At 61.9% G+C, this 21,641-nt stretch carries 23 protein-coding genes; 16 read left to right on the forward strand and 7 right to left on the reverse strand.

Annotation, left to right across the window (positions count from 1 at the left end):
* Window positions 1-190 precede the first annotated feature (190 nt).
* The 8 genes from BLS41_RS31380 to speB all read left to right on the forward strand — a co-directional run bounded on the left by BLS41_RS31380 (window position 191) and on the right by speB (window position 6,945).
* Window positions 191-1,048, forward strand: a complete 858-nt coding sequence (locus BLS41_RS31380) for a transporter substrate-binding domain-containing protein (protein ID WP_074771585.1) — start codon at window positions 191-193, stop codon at window positions 1,046-1,048.
* A gap of 33 nt (window positions 1,049-1,081) precedes the next feature.
* Window positions 1,082-1,744, forward strand: coding sequence for an amino acid ABC transporter permease (locus BLS41_RS31385; RefSeq protein ID WP_074771586.1), 663 nt, complete (start codon window positions 1,082-1,084; stop codon window positions 1,742-1,744).
* 35 nt (window positions 1,745-1,779) lie between these two features.
* Entirely contained in the window at window positions 1,780-2,433 is a 654-nt protein-coding gene (locus BLS41_RS31390) for an amino acid ABC transporter permease (protein WP_074771587.1), read from the forward strand.
* Window positions 2,430-3,314 (forward strand): amino acid ABC transporter ATP-binding protein, encoded by an 885-nt coding sequence (locus BLS41_RS31395; protein WP_083380181.1) that lies wholly within the window; start codon window positions 2,430-2,432, stop codon window positions 3,312-3,314. The genes BLS41_RS31390 and BLS41_RS31395 overlap by 4 nt, the downstream gene beginning before the upstream one ends.
* Window positions 3,311-4,570 (forward strand): M20 family metallo-hydrolase, encoded by a 1,260-nt coding sequence (locus BLS41_RS31400; RefSeq protein ID WP_074771588.1) that lies wholly within the window; start codon window positions 3,311-3,313, stop codon window positions 4,568-4,570. Before BLS41_RS31395 ends, BLS41_RS31400 begins: the two co-directional genes overlap by 4 nt.
* Before the next feature lie 13 nt (window positions 4,571-4,583).
* Window positions 4,584-5,303, forward strand: a complete 720-nt coding sequence (locus BLS41_RS31405; protein WP_074771589.1) for a DUF1989 domain-containing protein — start codon at window positions 4,584-4,586, stop codon at window positions 5,301-5,303.
* 150 nt (window positions 5,304-5,453) lie between these two features.
* On the forward strand, window positions 5,454-5,975 hold the full coding sequence (locus tag BLS41_RS31410) for a helix-turn-helix domain-containing protein (protein ID WP_253189896.1): 522 nt from the start codon (window positions 5,454-5,456) through the stop codon (window positions 5,973-5,975).
* Window positions 5,976-5,985: 10 nt separating this feature from the next.
* The gene (gene speB, locus BLS41_RS31415) at window positions 5,986-6,945 is read left to right on the forward strand and encodes an agmatinase (RefSeq protein WP_074771591.1); all 960 of its coding nucleotides are present in this window, start codon (window positions 5,986-5,988) and stop codon (window positions 6,943-6,945) included.
* 365 nt (window positions 6,946-7,310) lie between these two features.
* On the opposite strand, the gene BLS41_RS31420 is transcribed toward speB, so the two are convergent.
* Complete coding sequence (locus tag BLS41_RS31420) at window positions 7,311-7,739, reverse strand: low affinity iron permease family protein (protein ID WP_171910360.1); 429 nt, start codon at window positions 7,737-7,739, stop codon at window positions 7,311-7,313.
* Between the two features lie 167 nt (window positions 7,740-7,906).
* On the opposite strand from BLS41_RS31420, the gene BLS41_RS31425 reads away from it, so the two are divergent.
* The 3 genes from BLS41_RS31425 to BLS41_RS31435 all read left to right on the forward strand — a co-directional run bounded on the left by BLS41_RS31425 (window position 7,907) and on the right by BLS41_RS31435 (window position 10,521).
* On the forward strand, window positions 7,907-8,398 hold the full coding sequence (locus BLS41_RS31425; protein ID WP_074771592.1) for a DUF2753 family protein: 492 nt from the start codon (window positions 7,907-7,909) through the stop codon (window positions 8,396-8,398).
* Between the two features lie 31 nt (window positions 8,399-8,429).
* Window positions 8,430-9,056 (forward strand): superoxide dismutase, encoded by a 627-nt coding sequence (locus BLS41_RS31430; protein WP_074771593.1) that lies wholly within the window; start codon window positions 8,430-8,432, stop codon window positions 9,054-9,056.
* Window positions 9,057-9,210: 154 nt separating this feature from the next.
* Entirely contained in the window at window positions 9,211-10,521 is a 1,311-nt protein-coding gene (locus tag BLS41_RS31435) for an Nramp family divalent metal transporter (RefSeq protein WP_074771594.1), read from the forward strand.
* Window positions 10,522-10,575: 54 nt separating this feature from the next.
* Here BLS41_RS31435 and BLS41_RS31440 read toward each other — a convergent pair whose 3' ends face one another.
* Both BLS41_RS31440 and BLS41_RS31445 read right to left on the reverse strand, forming a co-directional pair.
* Window positions 10,576-12,615, reverse strand: a complete 2,040-nt coding sequence (locus BLS41_RS31440; RefSeq protein ID WP_074771595.1) for a M3 family metallopeptidase — start codon at window positions 12,613-12,615, stop codon at window positions 10,576-10,578.
* Window positions 12,616-12,734: 119 nt separating this feature from the next.
* Window positions 12,735-13,427 carry an SDR family NAD(P)-dependent oxidoreductase gene (locus BLS41_RS31445; protein ID WP_074771596.1) on the reverse strand — a complete coding sequence of 231 codons (693 nt, stop codon included), beginning with the start codon at window positions 13,425-13,427 and terminating at the stop codon, window positions 12,735-12,737.
* A 147-nt stretch (window positions 13,428-13,574) separates the two neighbouring features.
* Between BLS41_RS31445 and BLS41_RS31450 the strand changes: the two genes are divergently transcribed.
* Window positions 13,575-14,504: a LysR family transcriptional regulator gene (locus tag BLS41_RS31450; RefSeq protein ID WP_074771597.1), complete on the forward strand. Its 930-nt coding sequence runs from the start codon at window positions 13,575-13,577 to the stop codon at window positions 14,502-14,504.
* A gap of 92 nt (window positions 14,505-14,596) precedes the next feature.
* Here the strand turns inward: BLS41_RS31450 and BLS41_RS39235 are convergent, their stop codons facing one another.
* On the reverse strand, window positions 14,597-14,761 hold the full coding sequence (locus tag BLS41_RS39235) for a hypothetical protein (protein ID WP_171910361.1): 165 nt from the start codon (window positions 14,759-14,761) through the stop codon (window positions 14,597-14,599).
* Between the two features lie 31 nt (window positions 14,762-14,792).
* Between BLS41_RS39235 and BLS41_RS31455 the strand changes: the two genes are divergently transcribed.
* The 4 genes from BLS41_RS31455 to BLS41_RS31475 all read left to right on the forward strand — a co-directional run bounded on the left by BLS41_RS31455 (window position 14,793) and on the right by BLS41_RS31475 (window position 20,136).
* Window positions 14,793-15,728 (forward strand): hypothetical protein, encoded by a 936-nt coding sequence (locus BLS41_RS31455; RefSeq protein WP_074771598.1) that lies wholly within the window; start codon window positions 14,793-14,795, stop codon window positions 15,726-15,728.
* Between the two features lie 766 nt (window positions 15,729-16,494).
* The gene (locus BLS41_RS31460) at window positions 16,495-18,219 is read left to right on the forward strand and encodes a tannase/feruloyl esterase family alpha/beta hydrolase (protein WP_074773227.1); all 1,725 of its coding nucleotides are present in this window, start codon (window positions 16,495-16,497) and stop codon (window positions 18,217-18,219) included.
* Between the two features lie 607 nt (window positions 18,220-18,826).
* Window positions 18,827-19,684, forward strand: coding sequence for an AraC family transcriptional regulator (locus tag BLS41_RS31470; RefSeq protein ID WP_074771599.1), 858 nt, complete (start codon window positions 18,827-18,829; stop codon window positions 19,682-19,684).
* A gap of 44 nt (window positions 19,685-19,728) precedes the next feature.
* Complete coding sequence (locus BLS41_RS31475; RefSeq protein WP_074771600.1) at window positions 19,729-20,136, forward strand: DUF2000 domain-containing protein; 408 nt, start codon at window positions 19,729-19,731, stop codon at window positions 20,134-20,136.
* 252 nt (window positions 20,137-20,388) lie between these two features.
* On the opposite strand, the gene BLS41_RS31480 is transcribed toward BLS41_RS31475, so the two are convergent.
* The 3 genes from BLS41_RS31480 to BLS41_RS31490 form a co-directional block, all read right to left on the reverse strand.
* The gene (locus BLS41_RS31480; RefSeq protein ID WP_074773235.1) at window positions 20,389-20,589 is read right to left on the reverse strand and encodes a hypothetical protein; all 201 of its coding nucleotides are present in this window, start codon (window positions 20,587-20,589) and stop codon (window positions 20,389-20,391) included.
* A 153-nt stretch (window positions 20,590-20,742) separates the two neighbouring features.
* The gene (locus BLS41_RS31485; RefSeq protein ID WP_074771601.1) at window positions 20,743-21,063 is read right to left on the reverse strand and encodes a hypothetical protein; all 321 of its coding nucleotides are present in this window, start codon (window positions 21,061-21,063) and stop codon (window positions 20,743-20,745) included.
* Between the two features lie 25 nt (window positions 21,064-21,088).
* On the reverse strand, window positions 21,089-21,373 hold the full coding sequence (locus BLS41_RS31490; protein ID WP_074771602.1) for a hypothetical protein: 285 nt from the start codon (window positions 21,371-21,373) through the stop codon (window positions 21,089-21,091).
* Window positions 21,374-21,641: the final 268 nt, after the last annotated feature.

Raw genomic sequence — 21,641 nt, forward strand, 5'->3', positions numbered from 1 at the left:
GTTGTGCTTCAGGCACTCCCAGGGTGCGCGTCGCACTCCCGTTTCACTCTCACGGTGCACTTCTCAGCGCACGGACAGCGGTTAAATCAGGCCCGACCGACTGGCACGCTTCATGCATAGTGAACATCATTCAAGTCACTTGAATTTAATTCACACTCATTTCAACAGCATCGAACTGCACGGGAGCAACATGCATAAGCCTTTCCGCACTCTGGTACTGTCATTGACCGGCGCACTCGCGTTTTGCGCATCGGTCCCGGGTTGGGCGCAGGACAACGACTTACTGTCGCGCGTCAAGACCAACAAGGAAATCACCATCGCCACCGAGGCGCGCTATGCGCCGTTCGAATACGTCGACAACGGCAAGATCGTCGGCTATGACGCAGATCTGATGCAGTACGTGCTGAAGTCGTTGCCCGACGTGAAGGTCAAGCAACTCGACCTGCCGTTCCAGGGCTTGCTGCCGGGCCTCGATGCAAAACGTTTCGACATCGTCGTCACTGCCGTCACGGTCAACAAGGATCGTGCGAGTCATTTCGCGTTCACGCTGCCTGTTGCCGATGCCACCACCGGCGTCCTGTTGCGCACCAACGAGACCGCAATCAAGACCCCGGACGACCTGAACGGCAAGATCGTCGGTTCGCAAACCGGCTCCGCGCAACTGCAGGCACTCGTCGCACTCGACAAGAAACTGAAGGACGCAGGCGGCCCCGGCCTCAAGCAGATCAAGCAATACGTCGCGTTCGACGAAGCCTACGCGGATCTCGCGGTAGGCCGTCTCGACGCGGTCGCGCAATCGGTCGCGAATCTCGGACCGCTGATGAAAGCCCGCCCCGGCGTATTCATGGTGATGCCGCAAACCATCGGCCCGAAGAGCTATTTCGCGTGGGTCGTGCGCAAGGACGCGGACAGCGCCACACTCGCCAAACTGTTCAGCGACGGCATTGCGCGCGCAAACAAGGACGGCACGATGAAGAAGCTTCAGGAGAAATGGTTCGGCTCGACGATGGATGTGCCCGCCGACGCACTGCCCGCGCCGACGATGTAAGCACCACCTCCCGCATCCGATCATCGAGACGACATGAACACGCCTGACCTTCTGACCCGCTGCCTCGGCTATCTGCCGCAGTTACTGGACGGCGCATTGACCACGCTGTGGCTATCGGCGGTGGCGGTGCTGTGCGGCTTCTTCGCCGGCATCTTCATCTACACGATGTCGGTCAGCCATAGCGCGCTGATGTCGCGCACGGCGCGGGTCTATGTCAGCGTGTTTCGTGGCACACCGGTGCTCGCGCAGTTGCTGGTGTTCTATTACGTGCCGTCGGCAATCGGCATCACGCTGCCGGGCGTGGTGGCCGCGGCCATCGGCTTGTCGTTGAACACCGCGGCTTATCAATCGCAAATTCTGGGCGCCGGTTTCCGTTCGATTCCGCGCGGCCAGATCGAAGCGGCCAGCACCTTCAATCTCACGCGACGTCAGACGCTGTGGCATATCGAAGTCCCGCAAGTGGTTGCCGTGACGCTGCCTGCGCTAGTGTCCGAGATGATCGATATCGTGAAGGCGTCGGCGGTGATTTCGGTGATCGCCGTCACGGATCTGATGCGCGTGGGTCAACAGTTGGCGTCGTCAAGTTACCGGCCGCTCGAAGTCTATACGCTCGCTGCGTGCTTTTATCTGGCTATCACGACACTGCTTTCTCTCGCCGCGCACGGCTACGAGCGCCGTCTTGCGAAGCGCGTCTGATCCGCGAAACAAGATACAGGGACCGGCCGATTCTTATGAACGCATTTTTCTCTCTCATACCGCGCTTTGCCGACGCAATGCTCGTGACGCTCGAGGTCAGCCTGCTTGCTGCGCTGCTCGGCATGCTCGGCGGCTTCGCGCTCAACGCGTTGCGGATGCGCTTCAGCAAGGCGTTGAGCGCGCCGTACAAAACCTACGTGTGGTTGATACGCGGCATGCCGTATCTGTCGCAACTGGTGATCGTCTATTTCGGCTTGCCAGTACTCGGGCTGACGATGACCGCCGTGCAGGCCACCGTCGTGTCGCTGTCGATCTACGCAGCGGCCTACTTCGCGGAGATTTTCCGCGCGGGCTGGTCGAGCATTCCCCACGGTCAGATTGAAGCTGCACGCGCATTCGGTATCGGCAGATGGGCCGCTTTTCGCTCGATCGAATTGCCCCAGGCGTTCGCATTCGCAGTGCCGCTGCTCGCCAATCAGGTGATTCTCGTGATCAAGGAAAGTGCGGTGGCGTCGATCATCACCGTGCCCGAACTGACGATGACCGCGAGCGACATCGTCGCGTCCACCTACACGTATATCGGCCCGTACGCGATGCTGATCGTCTGCTACTGGCTGCTGACCCAGGCCGTCGCACTCGTCGCTGCGCGCGCCACCGCGTTGATTCCTTTTATGCAGAAGACGTCATGAGCGCACTCCCCATTCTTCAACTCAAAGCGGTCGGCAAGTCTTATGGCGCGACTCGCGTGCTCAAAGGCATCGACCTCGACGTGATGCGCGGCGAGATCGTCACGCTGATCGGCCCTTCCGGTTCCGGCAAAACAACCGCGCTGCGCTGCATGAATTTTCTCGAAGCGTACGACGAAGGCGAAGTGTGGATCAAAGGCCAGTTGCTCGGCTATAAATCGAGCGGCCGCACCGAGCGCGATCGCGACAGCGAGGCGAGCCTCGCCGAAGTCCGTCGACCGGTTGCAATGGTATTCCAGCAGTTCAATTTGTGGCCGCATATGACGGTGCTGGCGAATGTGGCCGCGCCGCTGGTGTTGTCGAAGAAGATCGGCAAGGACGAAGCGCGCCGTGCCGCGTTGTCCGCGTTGCAACGTGTCGGCCTCGAACACAAGGCGGATGCGTATCCGGCTCGCCTGAGCGGCGGTCAGCAACAGCGGGTGGGAATTGCGCGCGCGCTCGCTATCGAGCCTGAAGTGATGCTGCTCGACGAGCCGACGTCGGCGCTCGACCCCGAACTCGTCGAAGAAGTGTTGAGCGTGATCCGCTCGCTTGCGCAGGACGGCATGACGATGGTCATGGTCACGCACGAAATGAGTTTCGCCGCCAAGATTTCCGACAAGGTCGTGTTCATGGAGGCCGGACAGATTGTCGAGGCCGGGCCGCCCGCGCAACTGTTCGGCAACACGCGCACCCCTCGTTTGCAGCAGTTTTTGAAGCCGTGGTTCGATCGGAGCCTGTCGCCTGCCCCTACCACCTCAAACGGGGCCACGAACGCCACCACGACCGGTTTAAACGTGCCAGAAGCGGCTTTGATTGTCACAGCCGATCGGGGACCCGCATGAGCGCTCATCTCATTGACAACGCAGCGAGCGCCACAGCGGCTCACGTCGATCCCGCACGATTGCTGACCGCGGTCGAAGCGCTCGCCAGTTTCGGCGCGCGTGCCGACGGCGGCGTGGATCGCCCCGCTCTCTCGGAGCGCGACCTTGATGCGCGCCGCTACCTGATCGACCGCGCACACGCACTCGGCTGCACCGTCACCACCGATCACTGCGCGAACCTGTTCGTCCGCCGCGCCGGCACGGAGAACCTCCCGCCGGTCATGACCGGCAGCCACGCCGACACGCAACCGAGCGGCGGCAAGCTCGACGGCTGTTATGGCGTGCTGGCAGGACTCGAATGCATCGAAGCACTCAACGATGCAGGTATTCGTACGCGCCGTCCGCTCGACGTGGTGGTCTGGACCAACGAGGAAGGCACCCGTTTTCAGCCGGGCGCGATGGGATCGAGCGCATTCGTCGAACCCGGTTTGATCGAGACTTACCGGCTAGCGAGCGATGCGCAAGGCGTCACACTCGCCGACGCGTTGACCGCACATAAGCATGCATTTCCAGCGCTGGCAACCCGCGATGAAAAGCTGGCCGCGCATGCGTTCATCGAGTTGCATATCGAGCAAGGTCCGCAACTCGAACTCGCGGATATTCCGCTCGGCATTGTCAGCGGGATTCAGGGCGTGCGCTGGTATTCGGTGACATGCAAGGGCGTCGCCGCGCACGCAGGCACCACGCCAATGCACGCACGCCACGACGCGATGACGTTGGCGATCAACGTGCGCGCCGAGATCGAAGCGTTCGCCACAACACTCGGCGCGGAAAACACCCGCGTCACGTTCGGCCGCTGGAACGTATCGCCGAATTCGATCAATACGATTGCGTCGTCGGTCACGTTCACCGTCGATTTCCGTCACCCCGATGACGCCGTTCTGGCCGCCTTCGATCAACAGATCGCTTCGTGCGCGCAGCGGCATCGCGCAAACCTGGAGGCGATGTTTTCCCACGCGCCGGTCGCCTTCGAGCCGGCCTTGCTTGATCGGCTGAGCGAGGCCGCCGAAGCACTGAATGCGCCGACGATGACGATGACGTCCGGCGCTTTCCACGACGCGATGTATCTGGCCCAACACTGTCCCACCGCGATGCTGTTCGTGCCAAGCCGCGACGGCATCAGTCACAACCCGCTCGAACATACCGACGACGATTACCTCGTGCTGGGCACACGCGCGCTTGCGCACTGCCTGGCCACGCTTTGCAACGAACCTTGATAAAGGACTGACGATGAGCACGCTTCACACCCACACGCACGCACACGACCATTCGCACGATCACGTGCAGGACAACGGCATCGAAACCGGCCTGAACGCGACGCTGAACGAACCGATTTCCGCAGACGGTACGCCGGAGCTCGGCAAGACCTACACCGTTCCCGCACGCTGTGGCCGCGCGGTTCGCGTGAAGGCCGGACAGACGATCCGCATTGCGAATCCGCATGGCACGCAAGTTTGCGATACGTGGATCTTTAACGCGGAGCATCTGAACGAATTCCTGTCGTTCGAACATACCCGCGCGTTTATCGACAAGGTGATTCCGCAGGCGGGCGATCCGCTCGTGACGAATCATCGCCGCCCGATTGCAGAGCTGGTGGTCGATACGTCGCCGGGTGTACACGACACGATGATCGCCGCGTGCGACCTGTATCGCTACAAGAACCTCGGCGTCGAGGGCTATCACGACAATTGCGCGGACAACATGCGTCTCGCGCTGAAGGCGATCGGCCTGCGCGCGCGCGAAGTGCCGCAACCTTTCAATCTGTGGATGAACATTCCGATCAAGTCCGACTACTCGATCGACTGGCTGCCGCCGGTATCGAAAGCGGGCGATCATGTCGACATCAAGGCAATGATGGATTGCGTCGTGGTGATGTCCGCCTGCCCGCAAGATATCATTCCGATCAACGCGCTGAACCCGCTCGAAGTCGAGTTCACGGTATTCGCGTAATCAGCCAGACGCTCTCCCAACCTTTCCGATAGTGCTACGGTGGCCACCAGAAAAACAACCTCCCCCACGAGCAGCGGCCACGGCCCTGCCGCCGCGCCATCGCAGGCCACGCCGGCCGACTCGCTCGGCGTGCGCCTGAAACATGCGCGGATGGTGCGTCAACTGACGCTGAAAGCGCTCGCCGAGCAGGCCGGCTGTTCGGAAAGCCTGCTGTCGAAAGTGGAAGGCGGTCACGCAACGCCTTCGCTCGCGACATTGCACAAGCTTGCGCTTGCACTGTCGACCAATATCGCCGCGCTTGTCTCCGGCCCGGACATCAACACGTCGCCGGTGCAGCGCGCGAACGAACGGCCCTCGGTCAGCTTTCCGACCAAAGGCAAGCGCGGATCGATCATGCTGGAGCGCGTCGTCGTGCCGTCGCCGGGTCAACTGCTGCAAGGCGATATTCACGTCATCGAACCGCATTCCAGCAGCGACGAACAGATCTCGCACCTCGGCGAAGAACTCGGCTATGTGATCGAAGGCGAACTCGAACTGACGCTCGACGACGAACGCTATCTGCTGAAAACCGGCGACTCGTTCTACTTCCCGAGTAGCCGCCCGCACAGTTATCGCAATCCGGGCAAGGTCGTCGCACGCGTGCTGTGGATCAATACGCCCCCTACTTTCTAGGACTTTCAACGTGTCAGGCACCGATCTCTCGCAGATGCAGTTGCCGCGTTTCAGCGGCATTCCGACTTTCATGCGTGTGCCGCCCTGTACCGACCTGAACGCACTGGACATCGTTCTCGCGGGCGTGCCGTTCGACGGCGGCGTGACTGCGCGGCCAGGCGCGCGTTATGGTCCGCGCGAGATTCGCAACATGTCGACGCTGACGCGCTCGACTCATCACGTGACGCGTTTCAATCCGTTCGACGCATGCCGGATCGGCGATATCGGCGACGTGCCGTTCACCGATCTCTATCATCTCGAACGTGCGCACGAAGACATTCGCCGCTTCTTCGAACCCGTTTTCGCGGCGGGCAAGATTGCGTTGAGCGCGGGCGGCGATCACTCGATCACCTATCCGATCTTTCAGGCGATGGCGCCTAAAGAACCCATCGCGCTGGTCCATATCGACGCGCACACCGATACGTGGGACAGCTTCAAAGGTTCGAAATTTACGCATGGTGCGCCGTTCCGCCGCGCGGTCGAAGCGGGTTTGCTCGATCCGAAACACACCATTCAGATCGGCATTCGCGGTGCGCAGAATTCCGACGAGGGCTGGCGTTATTCGCTCGATAACGGCATGCGTGTCGTGTTCATCGAAGAGTTCGATGCCTTAGGACCGGCCGCGATTGCTGAAGAAGCGCGGCGGGTGGTCGGCGATATGCCGGTGTATCTGTCGCTCGATGTCGACGGACTTGATCCGGTGTTCACACCGGGCACAGGCACGCCGGAAATCGGTGGACTCACGACGCGCGAAACTCTGGCGTTGCTGCGCGGACTCGACGGTCTGAACTGGGTCGGCGGCGACGTCGTCGAGGTTTCGCCGCCGTACGATCCGAGTGGCAATACAGCGCTGGTCGCCGCAACGTTGATGTATGAAATGCTTTGCCTGTTCGCAAAACGGGTAAGTGCGGCGGCAGACGCACTGACGTAGCGCGGATTGCCGTGCCATAGTTTCACTCGGGTGCGCTGGCGCACCCGAATGGGCCTGAAACGCGTGGCTCACAGGCTGGAATAAGGCCTGGTTCATGGCCTTATTCTTGCGTCAACGATCTCACTGCCAGACGACGGAGGTCGACCATGTACCTGCTCCCGCACATCACGCCTGAACTCATCGTGCTCAAGCACTCGGTGGAATGCGGAGAACACCCGCCAATCGACGGTGATAGGAATACAGCCACCCAGGTCGGCCGAGACCGCACGGGCATATGGTCGCGCCTGATGTCGATTTTTTCGTGAGCATCCGCAAAAAACGCCAGCCGGACCGCTTCAATAGCGGTTCGATCAAACCTATTGCGTCTAGTCGTTCCCTTCGCGGTTATCGACAAACGGCGAATCCGTATCGCTACCGCCGGCGCGCAGCGCCTTGCGCGCTTCATCCGCGAGTTTTTCGTAATGCTTGCGGAAGCGGCTCAAATCTTTCTCCTCAAGCTCTTCCAGATCGAGCAGCGCGTTGTGCGCGCCCGCCATCGCGCGAATCAGTTCGTCCAGCTTGATCTGCATCGCTGCGGTGTCGCGGTTCTGCGTGTTCTGAATCAGAAAGACCATCAGAAACGTGACGATCGTCGTCGACGTATTGATCACGAGTTGCCATGTATCGCTGTAATGAAAAACCGGACCGGTGACCGCCCATAGAAGCACGAGCACGGCTGCGGCGACAAAGGTGACCGGCCTGCCCGTCATCGTGGAAAGGTAGCTCGAAAACTTCGAAAACCAATTTCCGCTCATCACGATCTCCATTGTTCAGGTCAATCTATCGAATGTAATTGATCAGGAGACCCACGCGCTCTAAACACGCAATGCTAGCCAATCCAGATGATAATGGTTATCATTCACCAACCCGAGTACGAAGGCGCTCAGTCCCACGCAAAGGGTGCATACCAGGAGCCTTCGTCATGCACCAGCACACTGACCGCTTTACCCAGGATGGCTCGTCTTCGGCGAGTCCGAGCCTGCCGTTGTGGGAATCCATCACGCGCGAATCGCTCATCGCGGAACGCGAAGGCCAGATCGTGCTCGCGCTCGCCGGTTACCGACGGGCGCTTTCAATCGCGCGCCAGTTGATCGACAGCCCTCCACCAGGGCGTGCCGAAGATTGCGTAGCCGCGCTGGTCGTCTCCTGTCATAACCTCGCCGATCTGCACGCCGGTCAAGGCGAGCCGGATCTCGCCGCCGAGCATCTAAGCGGCGTCCACGAAGCGTTAATCGCGCTCCTTCTGGATGCCAGCCGCGACCCCGCTCTTCAGCAAGCCGCCGTCCGTCACAGCCGCGAAACACACATGGCGCTGATCGGTCACGTGTCACGCCACGGCCCTGATCCGCTGATTACGCGAGCGCTCCGTGCGGGCTGCCTGGCGATGAACGTAGACAACCCGACCCGACACTGACCATCCTTCACAATCCGCAAGGAGCCGCCTCATGCCGTACGTATTGCCCGAACTGCCGTATGCGGTCGACGCACTCGAGCCGCACATCGATACCCGCACGATGGAGATTCACCACTCGAAACACCATCAGACCTACGTCAACAATCTGAATGCGGCGCTAGATGGCACCGACTATCAGAATCTGCCGGTCGAGGCGCTGGTCGCACAACTCGAATCACTGCCCGAGCGGTTGCAACCGGCGGTACGCAACAACGGCGGCGGACACGCGAACCACAGCCTTTTCTGGCAGGTGATGTCGCCGCAAGGCGGGGGCGATCCCACTGGCGAGATCAGGCAGGCAATCGATAGCGATCTGGGCGGTTTCGACGCGTTCAAGGATGCCTTCACGAAAGCGGCGCTGACACGTTTTGGCAGCGGCTGGGCATGGCTGAGCGTCGACGCGCAGGGCAAGCTGGTGGTCGAAAGCACAGGCAATCAGGACAGCCCGTTGATGGCCGGCCCGATGTCCGGCAACACGCCGATTCTCGGCCTCGATGTGTGGGAGCACGCGTACTACCTGAAGTATCAGAATCGCCGTCCCGAATACATCGCGGCGTTCTACAACGTGGTCAACTGGCCGGAAGTCGCGCGACGCTGCGCGGCGGCTCGCAGCCAGTAAGCTTGCGCCTCAACGGTTCTCTTGCCGGGGCGAGTCGTTTTGCGATCGCTTACCGGCAAGATGATTCGCCATGCAGAATGTTTCCGTCGATACACCACTTTTCACGCTGCCCGCATCATCCATCGCACAAGACCAACATAGCCCGGAGACTTCGATGAACACGGTGGCGAACCGAACCACGCTCACCGAACGCACCTCGACGGCGATCCTGGACGTGCTCACCGGCAAGCGGCGCGGTGGCATTCGCTCGATGCTGCTGTTTGCGGGACCGGCGGTGATCGCGTCGATTGCGTACATGGACCCCGGCAATTTCGCGACCAACATCCAGGCCGGCGCGCGATTCGGCTACTCGCTGCTGTGGGTGGTGGTGCTGGCGAACCTGGTTGCGATGCTGTTCCAGGCGTTGTCCGCCAAACTCGGAATCGTAACGGGCCGCAACCTCGCGGAATTGTGCCGCGAGCAGTTTCCGCGCCCCGTCGTCTACCTGATGTGGGCCGTCAGCGAAATCGCCGCGATGGCGACCGATCTCGCCGAATTTCTGGGCGGCGCGATTGCGCTGTCGCTGCTCTTCAACCTGCCGCTGATGGTCGGCATGACGATCACGGCCGCCGCGACCTACGGCATTCTGCTGTTCGAGAAAAACGGCTTCCGTCCGATGGAAATCGTGATCGGTGCGCTCGTCGGTGTCATCGGTCTTTGTTATCTCGTGGAGATGTTCATCGCGCCGGTCGCATGGGCACAGGTAGGCTTCCACGCCATCGTTCCGTCGATGCCCAACGCCGAGGCGCTGACCATCTCGGTGGGCATCGTCGGTGCAACGGTGATGCCGCACGCCATCTTTCTTCACTCCGGCCTGACCCAAAGCCGCATCGCCGGACGCGATACGCGAGAGCGTCGCCTGCTGCTGCGCTTTTCGAACTGCGAAGTCGTAGTCGCGCTCGCCATCGCCGGGCTCGTGAACATGGCCATGGTCATCATGGCAAGCTCCGCGTTCCACGCGGGTCACAGCGACGTCGCGCAAATCGAAACGGCCTATCACACGCTCACGCCGCTGCTCGGCGCAGGCGCGGCCGCCATTTTCCTGATCTCGCTGATCAGCTCGGGCATTTCCAGTTCCGTCGTCGGGACCATGGCGGGCCAGATGATCATGCAGGGCTTCGTCGGCTTTCGCATTCCCGTGTGGTTGCGGCGGCTCGTGACGATGGTGCCCGCGTTCATCGTGGTGGCGCTCGGCGTGAACGCGACGCAGGCGCTGGTGCTGAGCCAGGTCGTGCTGTCGTTCGCGTTGCCTGTTCCGATGATCGCGCTGGTGCTCTTCACACGACGCCGCGACCTGATGGGCGAATTCGTCAACAGTCGCGTGACAGACTTCGTCGCCATCGTGGCGACAGTGATTATCGTTGTGCTAAACGTTGTATTGCTGCTTCAGACTGTTGGCTTCGGCGTGTACGGCTTCGCTGTCTGACCGCTGCCGCGATCAGACAGGCTCAACTTTGTTCGACTACACGCCGTTCACGCATTACGCAGCTAGCAAACCCCGTTTGCGCAACATCGACGCCGCTTGCGGATCGCGTCCGAGAAACGCCCGGAACGCCGTGCGTTGTTCACGACTGTCGCCCGCGCTATAGACGTAATGCAGCAGCTTGCCGGCGAGCGCCGGATCGAATGCGTCGCCCGCTTCTTCGAAGACATCGAACGCCTCGGCTTCGAGCACTTCCGCCCACATGTAGACGTAGTACCCCGCCGCATAATAATCGCCGCCGAAAATATGGCCGAAATGCGGCAAGCGATGACGCATGCCCACTTCGCGAGGCACACCGAGGCGCCTGCATTCTTCTTCCTCGAAACGGGCGATGTCGATATCGGCGGGGTCTTTCTGCAAATGCAGCGCCAGGTCGATCAGCACCGACGACGCATAAGCCACGGTCTCGAATCCCTGATTAAAGGTTTGCGACGCCCGAATGCGGTCGATCAGCACGGCGGGAATCGCCGCGTTGGTCGTCACATGGCGCGCGTGTTTAGCGAGAACCTCCGGCACGGTGGCCCAGTTCTCCATGAGCTGCGACGGCAGTTCCACGTAGTCTTGCGGCACATTGGTACACGACAGCCGCCCATAATTCACGTCGGACAACAAGCCATGCAGACCGTGGCCGAATTCGTGAAACAGCGTGCGCACGTCGTCGAAACTCAGCAACGTGGGGCCGTCGCCGCCGCGCGCGAAATTATTGTTGTTGACTACGACTGGAATCGCCTTGCCGCCGTTACGCGCTTGCCGGCGATAAACGCTCATCCACGCGCCGCCCTGCTTGTTGGGACGCGCGTAGTTGTCTCCAACGAATACGCCGACCAGTTCGTCGCCGCGCCGCACTTCCCACACACGCACGTCCGCGTGATAGAGCGGCACACCTGTCTGCTCGACGAAGCGGACGCCGAACAGACGGTTAGCGCAATCGAACATCGCGTTCAGCATCGCCTCGAGACTGAAGTACGGCTTCACTTCGGCGTCGTCCAGCGCATAGCGCGCCATGCGCACTTTTTCGGCGAGGTAGTACCAGTCCCACGGTTCGATGTCCGTGGGTTCGCCGAGTGCCTCGGCTTGCGCGACCAGCGCCTGGCGCTCCCGCGCGGCGCTCGCTTTGGCGGGCTCCCAGACCTGCTCGAACAGCGCGTACACGGCCTCGGGTGTGGCCGCCATGCGGTCGGTCAGCGCGTACTCGGCGTAGTTGTCGTAACCGAGCAAACGCGCCTGTTCCGAGCGCAGCACGAGAATCTCATGCGCCAGCGGACGATTGTCCCGGTCCGGCGCAGTGCCGCGATTCGTCCACGCGCGCCACGCGGCTTCGCGCAAATCGCGTCGCGTGGACCAGGTCAGGAACGGCTGCACCAGCGAGCGCGACAACGTGATCACGTAACCATCGACACCGCGTTCCTGAGCCGCGCTTCGCGCTGACTGCCGCACGAAATCGGGGAGTCCGGCAAGCTCGGCCTCGGTCGTCAGCGGCAATTGATAGCTGGATTCGTCGGCGAGAACGTTTTGCGAGAAGCGGGTGTACAACCCGGCAAGCTGTTCCGCGATGGCCGCGAAGCGCTCGCGCGCGGCGCCTTGCAGCGTCGCGCCCTGGCGCACGAAATCGGTATGCACGCGCGACAGCAGACGCTGTTGCTCTTCGTTCAATTCGAGCGATGCCGCCTGCTCATGCACAACATGCAGCCTCGCGAAAAAAGCGGCGTGCATGAAAACCTTGCTGCCATGCGCGGCCAGTAGCGGCGACATCTCACGCTCCACCGCCTGCAACGCGGGCGGCGACTCCGACGAGCACAGATTCTCGAAGGTCAGCCGGACGCGATCCAGCCTCGCGCCTGCGGCGTCGAACGCGGCGACGGTGTTGTCGAACGTGGGGGCGTCGGGATTGGCGCCCAGCGCGTCGATTTGCGCGAGGTGCTCGATGAACAGTTCGGCGAAAGCCGGTGCGAAGTGTTCAGGCTGGATCTGCGCGAACGGCGGCAGTTCGTAGCGGGTTTGCCAGTCTCGTAACAGCGGATTGCTGTGGTCGGTCATCGCGATCTGCCTTGTGGGCGTCAAGGTGGTGGAGCCAATATGATAAGACATCGTGCGTGTGGGTCAGAGGACCGCGCCCGCAGGTCTCTTGTATTGGTGATTGCGAGCCGCGCCGCCACTCACCACGGAACCACTCTCCCGAGATAATCCAGATAATGCAGCCCTGCACGACCTTCGTATTCATTTATCGTATTCACCAGGTTCGGAATACTCTCCTCGATGGTCAAACGCGCGTCAGGTCCCCCCATGTCCGTGCGCACCCAACCCGGCGCCATCAGCAACAAGGTTCGCGGGTCGTCGGCGTGGCGAGCGGCAAAGCTCCGCATAAACATATTTAATGCCGCTTTACTGCCCCGATAAACCTCGTAATTCCCGTTGACGTTATTCGTGACACTCCCCTGCCCCGACGACATCACGCCAATCGTTCCCGTCGCTGGAACGAGATGCTGAAGCGCTTCGATCACCTTCATCGGACTCAGCGAGTTCGTCACCATCACGCGGGCGAATTCTTCGGTCGAGACATCCGCGATAGTTTCCCAATCGGCGTTTTTCACGCCGGCATTTACGAACAGCAGATCGATCTGCCGGTCTGCGAGACGGGTGCGTAAATCGGCGACTTGCGCTGGGATCGTGATATCGACGGTTTCCACTTCGAGCGCGCCGCCGAGTTGCCGAAGTTTGTCCAGCGAGTCGGGACGGCCGGTGGCGATCACGCGCCAGCCGCGTTTGAGATATTCGGCGGTCATCGCCAGTCCGAGACCACGCGATGCGCCGATGAGAAGCGCGGTTTTCTGCTGAGCCGGAGTTTGCATGTGAACTGTCCTTGTCAATCACCGAAGCCGGATCGCGTCGGATCAAGGCCAATGTATCCGCGTCCGGCACATGGCGGAAGACGCAACACATGCATTCATAACCTGCACCCAACGCCTTGTCACGCGATGCGATGTTACGATCGAAGCATGTCCGAACCCGACCTGAATCTGCTGATTGCGCTCGATACACTGCTCGCCGACGGTAGCGTCGCGGGCGCTGCCCGTCGCCTGGGGCTGAGTGCATCCGCGATGAGCAGAACGCTCGCGCGGCTGCGTGCGGCCACCGGCGACCCGTTGCTGGTCCGCGCGGGTCGTCAGATGGTATTGACGCCCTATGCCGCGGAAATCCGCGAGCGCGCGCGAAATGCGGCTCATGAGACCCGCGCGTTGCTGCGTCCAACGCAGGCCCAAGTCGATTTCTCGACGTTGCGGCGGACCTTCACGATTCGTGTCAACGACGGTTTTGTCGAAGCGCTCGGCTCGCCGCTGATCGCCGCGGCCACGGCGGTCGCACCGCATGTCTGCCTGCGGTTTGCGCCGAAATCCGACAAGACCGCGACGCACTTGCGCGACGGTTCGGCCGATCTCGAGATTGGCGTGCTGGGCGAAATGGGCCCCGAGGTCCGTGTGCAGGCGCTATTTCGCGATCGCTTCGTGGGCGTCGTCAGGAAGGGGCATCCGCTTGAACTGGACGGCGAAGTGAGCGTCGGGCGATACGTCGCGTTCGGCCATGTCGTCGCGTCGCGGCAGGGGCGTATGAGCGGCCCCGTCGACGAAGCGCTGGCTGCGTTGGGTCTCGAACGAACGATCGTGGCCGTGGTTCCGAGCTTTCCCACGGCGCTCGCCGTGGCCCGCACTTCGGATCTGATCGCACTCGTGCCCGCGTCCTTTCTCGGCGACCGGGCGGAATCTCACGACGATGCTGCGAGCGCCGCAACATTCGTCTTCGAGCTTCCCGTGGTAACCGAAAAAATTACCGTGTCGCAGATGTGGCATCCGCGTCTGGAGGTCGATCCGGTTCATCGCTGGTTGCGTCAGCTGGTGCTGTCGGTTTGTCGCGAGCGCTTGCCGCCGTGAATTCGTAACGACGGGTTCACTCGCCATTCTGTCGGTGTGACTGCACTTTTCGGCACTCGTTTTCCTATTCGGCGCGGAAGCGACCGCCGCCATTAGCGACGCCACGAGCCGTCGAAGGCTTCCATCGCAATCGGCAAAAAGCCCGCGATGCCGCGTCGCTGACGCATCCCGCTGCTTCCTCCGCCCTCGCGGCACAAAAAATGCGTACCGTACGAGGGTCCCACCTTGCGCAGCAGCGCAGTCTGCATTGCGGGCATACCGGCATCGACAAAGACATGGAGGCAGACAATGGACCAGACCAGATATCCAGCGGATTCCACGCTGGCGGCAAACGATCCGGTGACGTTCGCGCATCGGCACGACGGCGTGGTCTCCTGGGGCGCCATATTTGCCGGTGGTGTGGGCGCGGCTGCGTTCGCGCTCATCCTGCTGACGTTGGGCACCGGCCTCGGTTTGACGTCGATCTCACCGTGGTCGTCAGCGCCGTCGAACGCGAAGGCATTCGGCTTTGCGGCAGTGCTGTGGGTCTGCGTCACGTCGATCCTCACGTCGGGCCTGGGCGGCTATCTCGCGGGCCGGCTGCGCCGCCGCTGGCTGGCCGTCGATATCGACGAAATGCACTTTCGCGATACCGCTCACGGTTTCCTGAGCTGGGCGGTCGCGACGCTCTTCACGGCGGCGATCCTGACGTCGGCTATTTCGGGCATCGTGCGCACGGGCGCGCAGGCCGCGGCGCTCACAGCGTCGAGCGGCGGCACCATCACGATGGAGACGATGCAGCGCGGCAATCCAGCCAGTCAGATGAACACCTGGCCGCTCGGTTATTTCATCGATTCTTTGTTCCGCATGCCCGCCGGGGTGCCCGCTTCTTCGTCGCCGGATGCTTCGGGCCGCAACGAAACACCGCGTCTCGAAACCGCGCGCATCTTCCTCAATAGCGCGGCAACGGGCGATCAACTGTCGCCGGAAGACACCGCCTATGTCGGTCAACTCGTGGCGCAGCGTACCGGCCTCGCGCCTGACGCGGCTCAGGCGCGGGTGACGACGACCTACACGCGCCTGCTGCAAAAAATCACCGCACTCGACGCGGCCGCAAAAGACGCCGCCGACAAGGCGCGCAAGATCACGATCGGCGCGTCGCTGTGGCTGTTTGTTTCGCTGTTGATGGGCGCGTTTTCCGCGAGTCTGATGGCAACGTACGGCGGGCGGGAACGCCAGCTTTAATTGGGACTTCGATTCACTTTCCGAAGGGGGTTTTCATGCGTTCCATTCTTCTTTATATGCTCGGCGTGCCGATTCCAATCATCATTCTGATCGCGCTGTTCTGGCATTGAGCGCCGACGCTTTGTGGATCGCCGGACGGTCGTCCGGCGGCCGCCTTAGCGATCGTCGCCGCAAGCGCGACATTCGTACCGCGCCAATCTGGGGGATGCGTCATGGTTCAACGCGCACTGGTTAGCTGGAGAAAGTCTTCGTTTGTCGCATGGGTGTCCGTCGCGACTGGCGCGGTTTTCCTCGTGCTCGCGCTGCCAATGGCGGCATTTGGTGCGTTCGTCATCGGGGCTTGTTGCGCGTATGCTGCGCGGCGGAATCGGCGGTAGCAGGGGCTTAGGCCAGGGCTGACGCTGGAGGCGAGGTTTTCGCCGGTCTGCGTCAGGAGCGCCGTCAACCTGAAATTCTCCGCTGCTGTCAGCCCGCATCGACCTGATTAAGAAAAGTAACGCGTCCAGGATTCATGCGAACCCACCACCGCATGACTAACCGGCAACGGTTGCCGAACTCGTTCACGCATGAGGTCAAGGTTGCCGCCTAGTGGACGTTTGTTGTCGTCATCACAGCCGCCAAACTCAGGACCTTGCGGCAAGACTATTGACAGGAAGGCTAAGTAATACCAGATTTGCAAGGCGCTCTCCCGACGTCTTGCAAACCAGGCGATACGCAGACGACATGGCGAACGCACCAATCCAACTATCGGAGACAGGCCATGCAGATGCAGCGTACCGCCCGGAAATCCGGCGGCATCGGTTCCTCGTTAATCGTCGCGCCCGTGCTTACCGCGCTCTCGCTAAGCGGTTGCGGCGACAGCCTCAACCCGCCCGCGGCGGCGGCTACGCCGCTCACCTGCTCGCAACTCGTCGGCAAGACCGTGCCGGCGGCGTCCATCGGCTTACCGACTACCGGCGCGACCGTGTCGGCCGCCACCACGATGCCCGCGTCGGGCAGCGGCGCGACGGCGGTTGGCGAATATTGCCTGGTGAGCGGCGCGATCAGTCCTGTCGATCCGAACGCACCTCAGATCAAATTCCAGATCGCGATGCCCACCACCTGGAACAACAAGGTCATGATGTTCGGCGGCGGCGGCTACGACGGCACGATTCCCGCACCGACCGGCAACGTCCCTGCCGGACCCACGACGCAACTCACACCGCTCGGACGCGGTTACGCAACCTTCGCCAGCGATTCGGGACATCAGGCGAACGCGCTCGGCAGCGAGGACGCGTCGTTTGGCGTGAACGACGAAGCGATCAACAACTTCGACGGCGACGCGCTGAAGAAAACGCGCGACGTCGCGGTCTATCTGATCGACGCGCGCTACGCGGTGAAAGCACCGAAGCGCGCGTACTTTGCGGGCGGGTCGTCTGGCGGTCGTGAGGCACTCGCCGTCGTGCAGCGCTGGCCGCAGGACTGGGACGGCTCGATCGTGCTCTACCCCGCGTGGGCGGCCGCCAGCCTCGACTTGCAGTTTGGCCGCATCACGCGCGCTCTTGCCGCGCCCGGCGCTTATGTGGATCAGGCCAAGCGCAAGGTCCTGCTCAACGCCGTGCTCGCCGCCTGCGATACGCTCGACGGCGTCGCCGACGGCCTGATCAGCAACGTCGCGGCCTGCAACGCCACGTTCGATCCATCGACCGCGACGCTCAACGGCACGCCTCTGCGTTGTACCGGCGGCACGGATACCGGCGATACGTGTCTGTCGGATGCACAGATTTCGGCGCTCAACGTGTACAACACGCCGATCACGTTCAGCTACACGCTCGCCAGCGGCGAAACGCAGTATCCCGGCTTCAACGTGTATGGCGCCGATCTGGGTATTGTCAACGCGTCGGCCTTGCAGCCGACCGTCACGACGCTTGCCATGGGCACTTCGCAACCCGCGTCGCCGATGCCCACCACCGCTCCGTACATGAGCGTTTTCTGGGACCAGTGGATCCGCTACTTCGTCACGCGCGACGCGAGCTACAACTCGCTGAATGTCGATCCGCAAAACCCGGGCAGTCTGCAGGCGCGGATCAGCCAACTGACGGGCTTGCAGGACGTCAACAAAACCGATCTGTCGGCGTTCAACGCAAAGGGCGGCAAAATCCTGATGGCGCATGGGATGGCCGACGCACTGGTCAGCACGCGCTCGTCCGAGCAGTACTATCAGCGCCTGCAATCGACGATGGGGGCTTCTACCGTCGCTAATTTTGTGCGTTTCTACGAGATTCCGGGCTACGGACACGCGGTGAGTTCAGTCTTCAACGCAGCGTGGGATTCGCTCACGACGCTGGAGAACTGGGTCGAGAAAGGTGTCGCGCCGCCCGCCCAAACTGTCGCGGATACAGCGGGCGTACCGGGGCGCACGCGGCCGCTTTGCGAATATCCGGCTTTCCCGCGGTATAGCGGTTCCGGCGACGTGAATGCCGCGTCGAGCTTTACGTGTGCGACGCAGTGAGGTGGTGTTGTAGCGCGGTGGTGCGGTGGTGCGGTGGTGCGGCGGTGCCGTCGTGCCGTCGTGCCGTCGTGCCGTCGTGCCGTCGTGCCGTCGTGCCGTCGTGCCGTCGTGCCGTCGTGCCGTCGTGCCGTCGTGCCGTCGTGCCGTCGTGCCGTCGTGCCGTCGTGCCGTCGTGCCGTCGTGCCGTCGTGCCGTCGTGCCGTCGTGCATTAATGATGGCAGGGGCGACGCTCTTGTATTCTTCTTTGCTTTGTCCTGCTTTCGCTAACGGTCTTTGACTGGCGGATGAAGCCGAGCGGCGCCCGGAAAAAGTTGCCCGATTGACGTTCGATCTGCCATCGGGGCGTACTCTTCGGCGCGCGGTGAAAGGAGCGACTCGCGGATGACGGCAGTCGGCGGCTGCACGCGCAGGCTCGACCATTGAAGGATGGCTTTCGCAGACAGCGCCGCGCGCTTTCCTTTGCGCGAAGGCCTGCACGCTCACTCTCCGACGCGGCGCGGCTCTTCGCACAGGGAACGCGGACGCCCTCCTGCCACATCGTCCACCGACCGCTGACGTACACTTCTGCGCAGTAATGCCGAGTGATGACAAGGAGCAAAGCAAGTTATGACGAGCGCGACGACACGCGACGGCCGCGCGGACAACTGGCTGGTCGCGCGACGCGATCAGGAGACCGGCATCGAAGGTTTGCGCGCGCACTTCAGCGGCCACGCGTACGACCCTCACGATCACGACGACATGCTGATCGGCTACACCGAGCAGGGTGTGCAACGCTTCCAGTGCCACCGGTCGCTGCACACGAGCGTGCCGGGCCGCGCGATCCTGATCGAACCGGGCGCGCTGCACGACGGCCACGCGCCCGACGCGAGCGGCTTCACCTACGCGATGCTGTATCTGCCGCAAGCCTGGGTCGAGCAGGCGGCGCGGCGGCTGAATATTGCCGGACTAAGTGGCGTCGAAGCGGCCTTCGGCCATACGCTGGTTGACGACCGCAGCCTCGTCGATGCGATCCGCCAGGCATTCGTGGCCATTTACGGCGACGAAGGCAGGCTTGCACGCGACCAGACTCTCGACCGCCTGCTAATGCAACTCGGCGGCCAGTTGCGCGACGCACCACTGACGGACGAACTCGCCGCGCCGCCCGCCGTCGCCCGCGTGCGAGATCTGTTGCACGAGCAGATGGACGGCAATCTCGGACTCGACGAACTTGCCGATATGGCCGGCATTGACCGGTTCCGCCTGACTCGCCTGTTTCAACGCACGTTCGGCACGTCGCCGCACGCGTATCTGGTGCGCTTGCGCCTGCGCGCCGCGCGCAGACTACTGGCGGTCGGCCGTACGCCCGCACAGGTCGCCGCCGAAGTCGGCTTCGCCGATCAGAGCCATCTTGGCCGCTGGTTTCGCCGCGCTTACCGGATGACGCCGGCCGCCTACCGGCGCATGTGCACAAACGTTCCAGACTGATTGCCTCGGGTCGCCGATCATGAGCGTCTCAACGAGGAGCAATCATGTTCGATACCAAAGTGGCCCTGATCGTGCGCGACGATCTCGCGGTCTGGCAAAAACTCAATGTAGTCGCGTTTCTCGCGACCGGCGTTGCCGCTGCAATGCCCGAAGCACTCGGTGAGCCCTACGAGGATGCAGCCAACCGTCAATACGGCCGCATGCTTGGTCAACCGATGCTGGTATTCGCCGCCGACCTGCCCGGTCTTCAGGCTGCGCACCGGCAGGCACTGACCCGCGAACTCAAGATCGTGCCGTATGTCCATGCGATGTTTTCGACCGGGCACGATGCAGCGAATCGCGAAGTTTTTCGTGCCGGCGATGCGGCGAATCTCGACTTCGTGGGCCTCGCGTTGCATGGCCCCAAGAAAGCCGTGGACAAGGCCGTGAAGGGCTTGTCTTTGCACGCGTAAGCGTGGACGTGAGCAGCCTCGCAGCGCTGAACCGGTGAGCGCGTGGCGATAGACAAACACAGCTTGTCAACCGGGCGTTTGCCATCGTCGTTGACTGCCTATGTCCGCGTGCACCCACCGTCCTGAATGTTGACCTGTCGGCCGTCGATCTGCTTCACGTGGCGGCTCGCCGCGCGAGTCCGCCCGCCACTGCCACTGCCACTGCCACTCTCAGCTCTCAGCTCTCAGCTCTCAGCTCTCAGCTCTCAGCTCTCAGCCGTGACTATCGACCCACGCCCGGCACCAGTCGAGCCCGGCTATGCGCGCTTCATCGTCCGACTCATAGGTGCCGAGTACGCCGGAACCTTCGACGAGCTTGCCCTCGCGCATGATGGTTCCGCCCGCTGCATATCCGCCGTTCTGCAGAATGGCGTGGCCCCAAACGGAATATCCCTTGTAGTTTTCCGACTCCACTTTCTGTCTCTGCATTGAGCTGCATTGAACTGCTTTAGCGACTTTCAGCGCGGCAATACGATGGCCTCACAGGTACCAGTATCGGGTCCCATCAGTTCTCCCGCAACCTGTTACACGAAGGCAGCCGCCAACCCGAACTGACTTATTACGAGTTCAGACACGAAGCACGTTACCTTCCGGCGTAATCACTCTCGGAATATAGAGGGACGGCGGAACAGACGGCTTCTTTACCACAGCGACCGGCGCATGTTTGACCGGGGCCGATCGGGACAGCGGATCTGCCACACGCCGCGGCACCACCTTGCCGGCATTGCGGCTGGTGACAGTCGCACCGTGAGTCTTCGGCGCAGACTTGCTCGTGGGTGCGCCAATGCGTGCCTCTGGCGGATTCCATATCTCCACGTAGCGCTCCCCCGCCGACACCGATGAAGCGATCGTCAGCAGGAGTACGCCGGCGCCAAAAACTCGAAGCATGTTCTCTCCGTCTATCTGTTTGCGTCTACGGACGACAAGACCTTGCCGTACCAATGCACGAACCGTCGCAGCCGTCACAGTAATGGCGGTCGCGCACCGAACGGTCGACACGCCATGCACCCAATGCGACCGGCGCCGCGGTACCCACCGAGCGCCCGTTTTCGCTGGCATAAAACGTCGGCTCGCCGGCTTTGCCGCGACGAATGGCTTCGTCAATTTCCTGCTCGCCAAATGCCGACTTCATGTCGGCAACGAATGCCGCTGTTTCCGGCATCGGATGACTGACAGGCTTCCGCACGCGCATGTCCATCAATTGGACTCCAGAAAAGTGCCGGTTCACTGTTTCAACCGCTCATGCCGGATACTGTACATTCATACAGTAATTTTCGCAAACGAGACTTTCGGCCTGTCTGCGGATTGTTGTCCCTTCACAATAAATAAGAAAAAATGCAAACGTAGGCGGCCTCAGTCAGACGAACATATTTTCTTGATAGCCCGGAGCGCTCTCGACTACCGGCACTCGATGCAGTGAATGGCCGCATTTCTTTCAGAGAGACCGCCGCTCCGCCAGACGATGC

It is taken from the genome of Paraburkholderia fungorum (assembly GCF_900099835.1).
In the GTDB taxonomy this organism is placed as follows: domain Bacteria; phylum Pseudomonadota; class Gammaproteobacteria; order Burkholderiales; family Burkholderiaceae; genus Paraburkholderia; species Paraburkholderia fungorum_A.

What these genes read in the sequence shown, in the direction of transcription:
- BLS41_RS31410 (WP_253189896.1), top strand. Translation starts at nt 5,454, where the DNA reads ATGGTGCGTCAACTGACGCTGAAAGCGCTCGCCGAGCAGGCCGGCTGT.
- BLS41_RS31460 (WP_074773227.1), top strand. Translation starts at nt 16,495, where the DNA reads ATGCAGCGTACCGCCCGGAAATCCGGCGGCATCGGTTCCTCGTTAATC.
- BLS41_RS31425 (WP_074771592.1), top strand. Translation starts at nt 7,907, where the DNA reads ATGCACCAGCACACTGACCGCTTTACCCAGGATGGCTCGTCTTCGGCG.
- BLS41_RS31490 (WP_074771602.1), bottom strand. Translation starts at nt 21,373, where the DNA reads ATGGACATGCGCGTGCGGAAGCCTGTCAGTCATCCGATGCCGGAAACA.
- BLS41_RS31400 (WP_074771588.1), top strand. Translation starts at nt 3,311, where the DNA reads ATGAGCGCTCATCTCATTGACAACGCAGCGAGCGCCACAGCGGCTCAC.
- BLS41_RS31390 (WP_074771587.1), top strand. Translation starts at nt 1,780, where the DNA reads ATGAACGCATTTTTCTCTCTCATACCGCGCTTTGCCGACGCAATGCTC.
- BLS41_RS31420 (WP_171910360.1), bottom strand. Translation starts at nt 7,739, where the DNA reads ATGAGCGGAAATTGGTTTTCGAAGTTTTCGAGCTACCTTTCCACGATG.
- BLS41_RS31445 (WP_074771596.1), bottom strand. Translation starts at nt 13,427, where the DNA reads ATGCAAACTCCGGCTCAGCAGAAAACCGCGCTTCTCATCGGCGCATCG.
- BLS41_RS31380 (WP_074771585.1), top strand. Translation starts at nt 191, where the DNA reads ATGCATAAGCCTTTCCGCACTCTGGTACTGTCATTGACCGGCGCACTC.
- BLS41_RS31435 (WP_074771594.1), top strand. Translation starts at nt 9,211, where the DNA reads ATGAACACGGTGGCGAACCGAACCACGCTCACCGAACGCACCTCGACG.
- BLS41_RS31405 (WP_074771589.1), top strand. Translation starts at nt 4,584, where the DNA reads ATGAGCACGCTTCACACCCACACGCACGCACACGACCATTCGCACGAT.
- BLS41_RS31470 (WP_074771599.1), top strand. Translation starts at nt 18,827, where the DNA reads ATGACGAGCGCGACGACACGCGACGGCCGCGCGGACAACTGGCTGGTC.
- BLS41_RS31485 (WP_074771601.1), bottom strand. Translation starts at nt 21,063, where the DNA reads ATGCTTCGAGTTTTTGGCGCCGGCGTACTCCTGCTGACGATCGCTTCA.
- BLS41_RS31475 (WP_074771600.1), top strand. Translation starts at nt 19,729, where the DNA reads ATGTTCGATACCAAAGTGGCCCTGATCGTGCGCGACGATCTCGCGGTC.
- BLS41_RS31385 (WP_074771586.1), top strand. Translation starts at nt 1,082, where the DNA reads ATGAACACGCCTGACCTTCTGACCCGCTGCCTCGGCTATCTGCCGCAG.
- BLS41_RS31455 (WP_074771598.1), top strand. Translation starts at nt 14,793, where the DNA reads ATGGACCAGACCAGATATCCAGCGGATTCCACGCTGGCGGCAAACGAT.
- BLS41_RS31450 (WP_074771597.1), top strand. Translation starts at nt 13,575, where the DNA reads ATGTCCGAACCCGACCTGAATCTGCTGATTGCGCTCGATACACTGCTC.
- BLS41_RS31430 (WP_074771593.1), top strand. Translation starts at nt 8,430, where the DNA reads ATGCCGTACGTATTGCCCGAACTGCCGTATGCGGTCGACGCACTCGAG.
- BLS41_RS31440 (WP_074771595.1), bottom strand. Translation starts at nt 12,615, where the DNA reads ATGACCGACCACAGCAATCCGCTGTTACGAGACTGGCAAACCCGCTAC.
- BLS41_RS39235 (WP_171910361.1), bottom strand. Translation starts at nt 14,761, where the DNA reads ATGCCCGCAATGCAGACTGCGCTGCTGCGCAAGGTGGGACCCTCGTAC.
- BLS41_RS31395 (WP_083380181.1), top strand. Translation starts at nt 2,430, where the DNA reads ATGAGCGCACTCCCCATTCTTCAACTCAAAGCGGTCGGCAAGTCTTAT.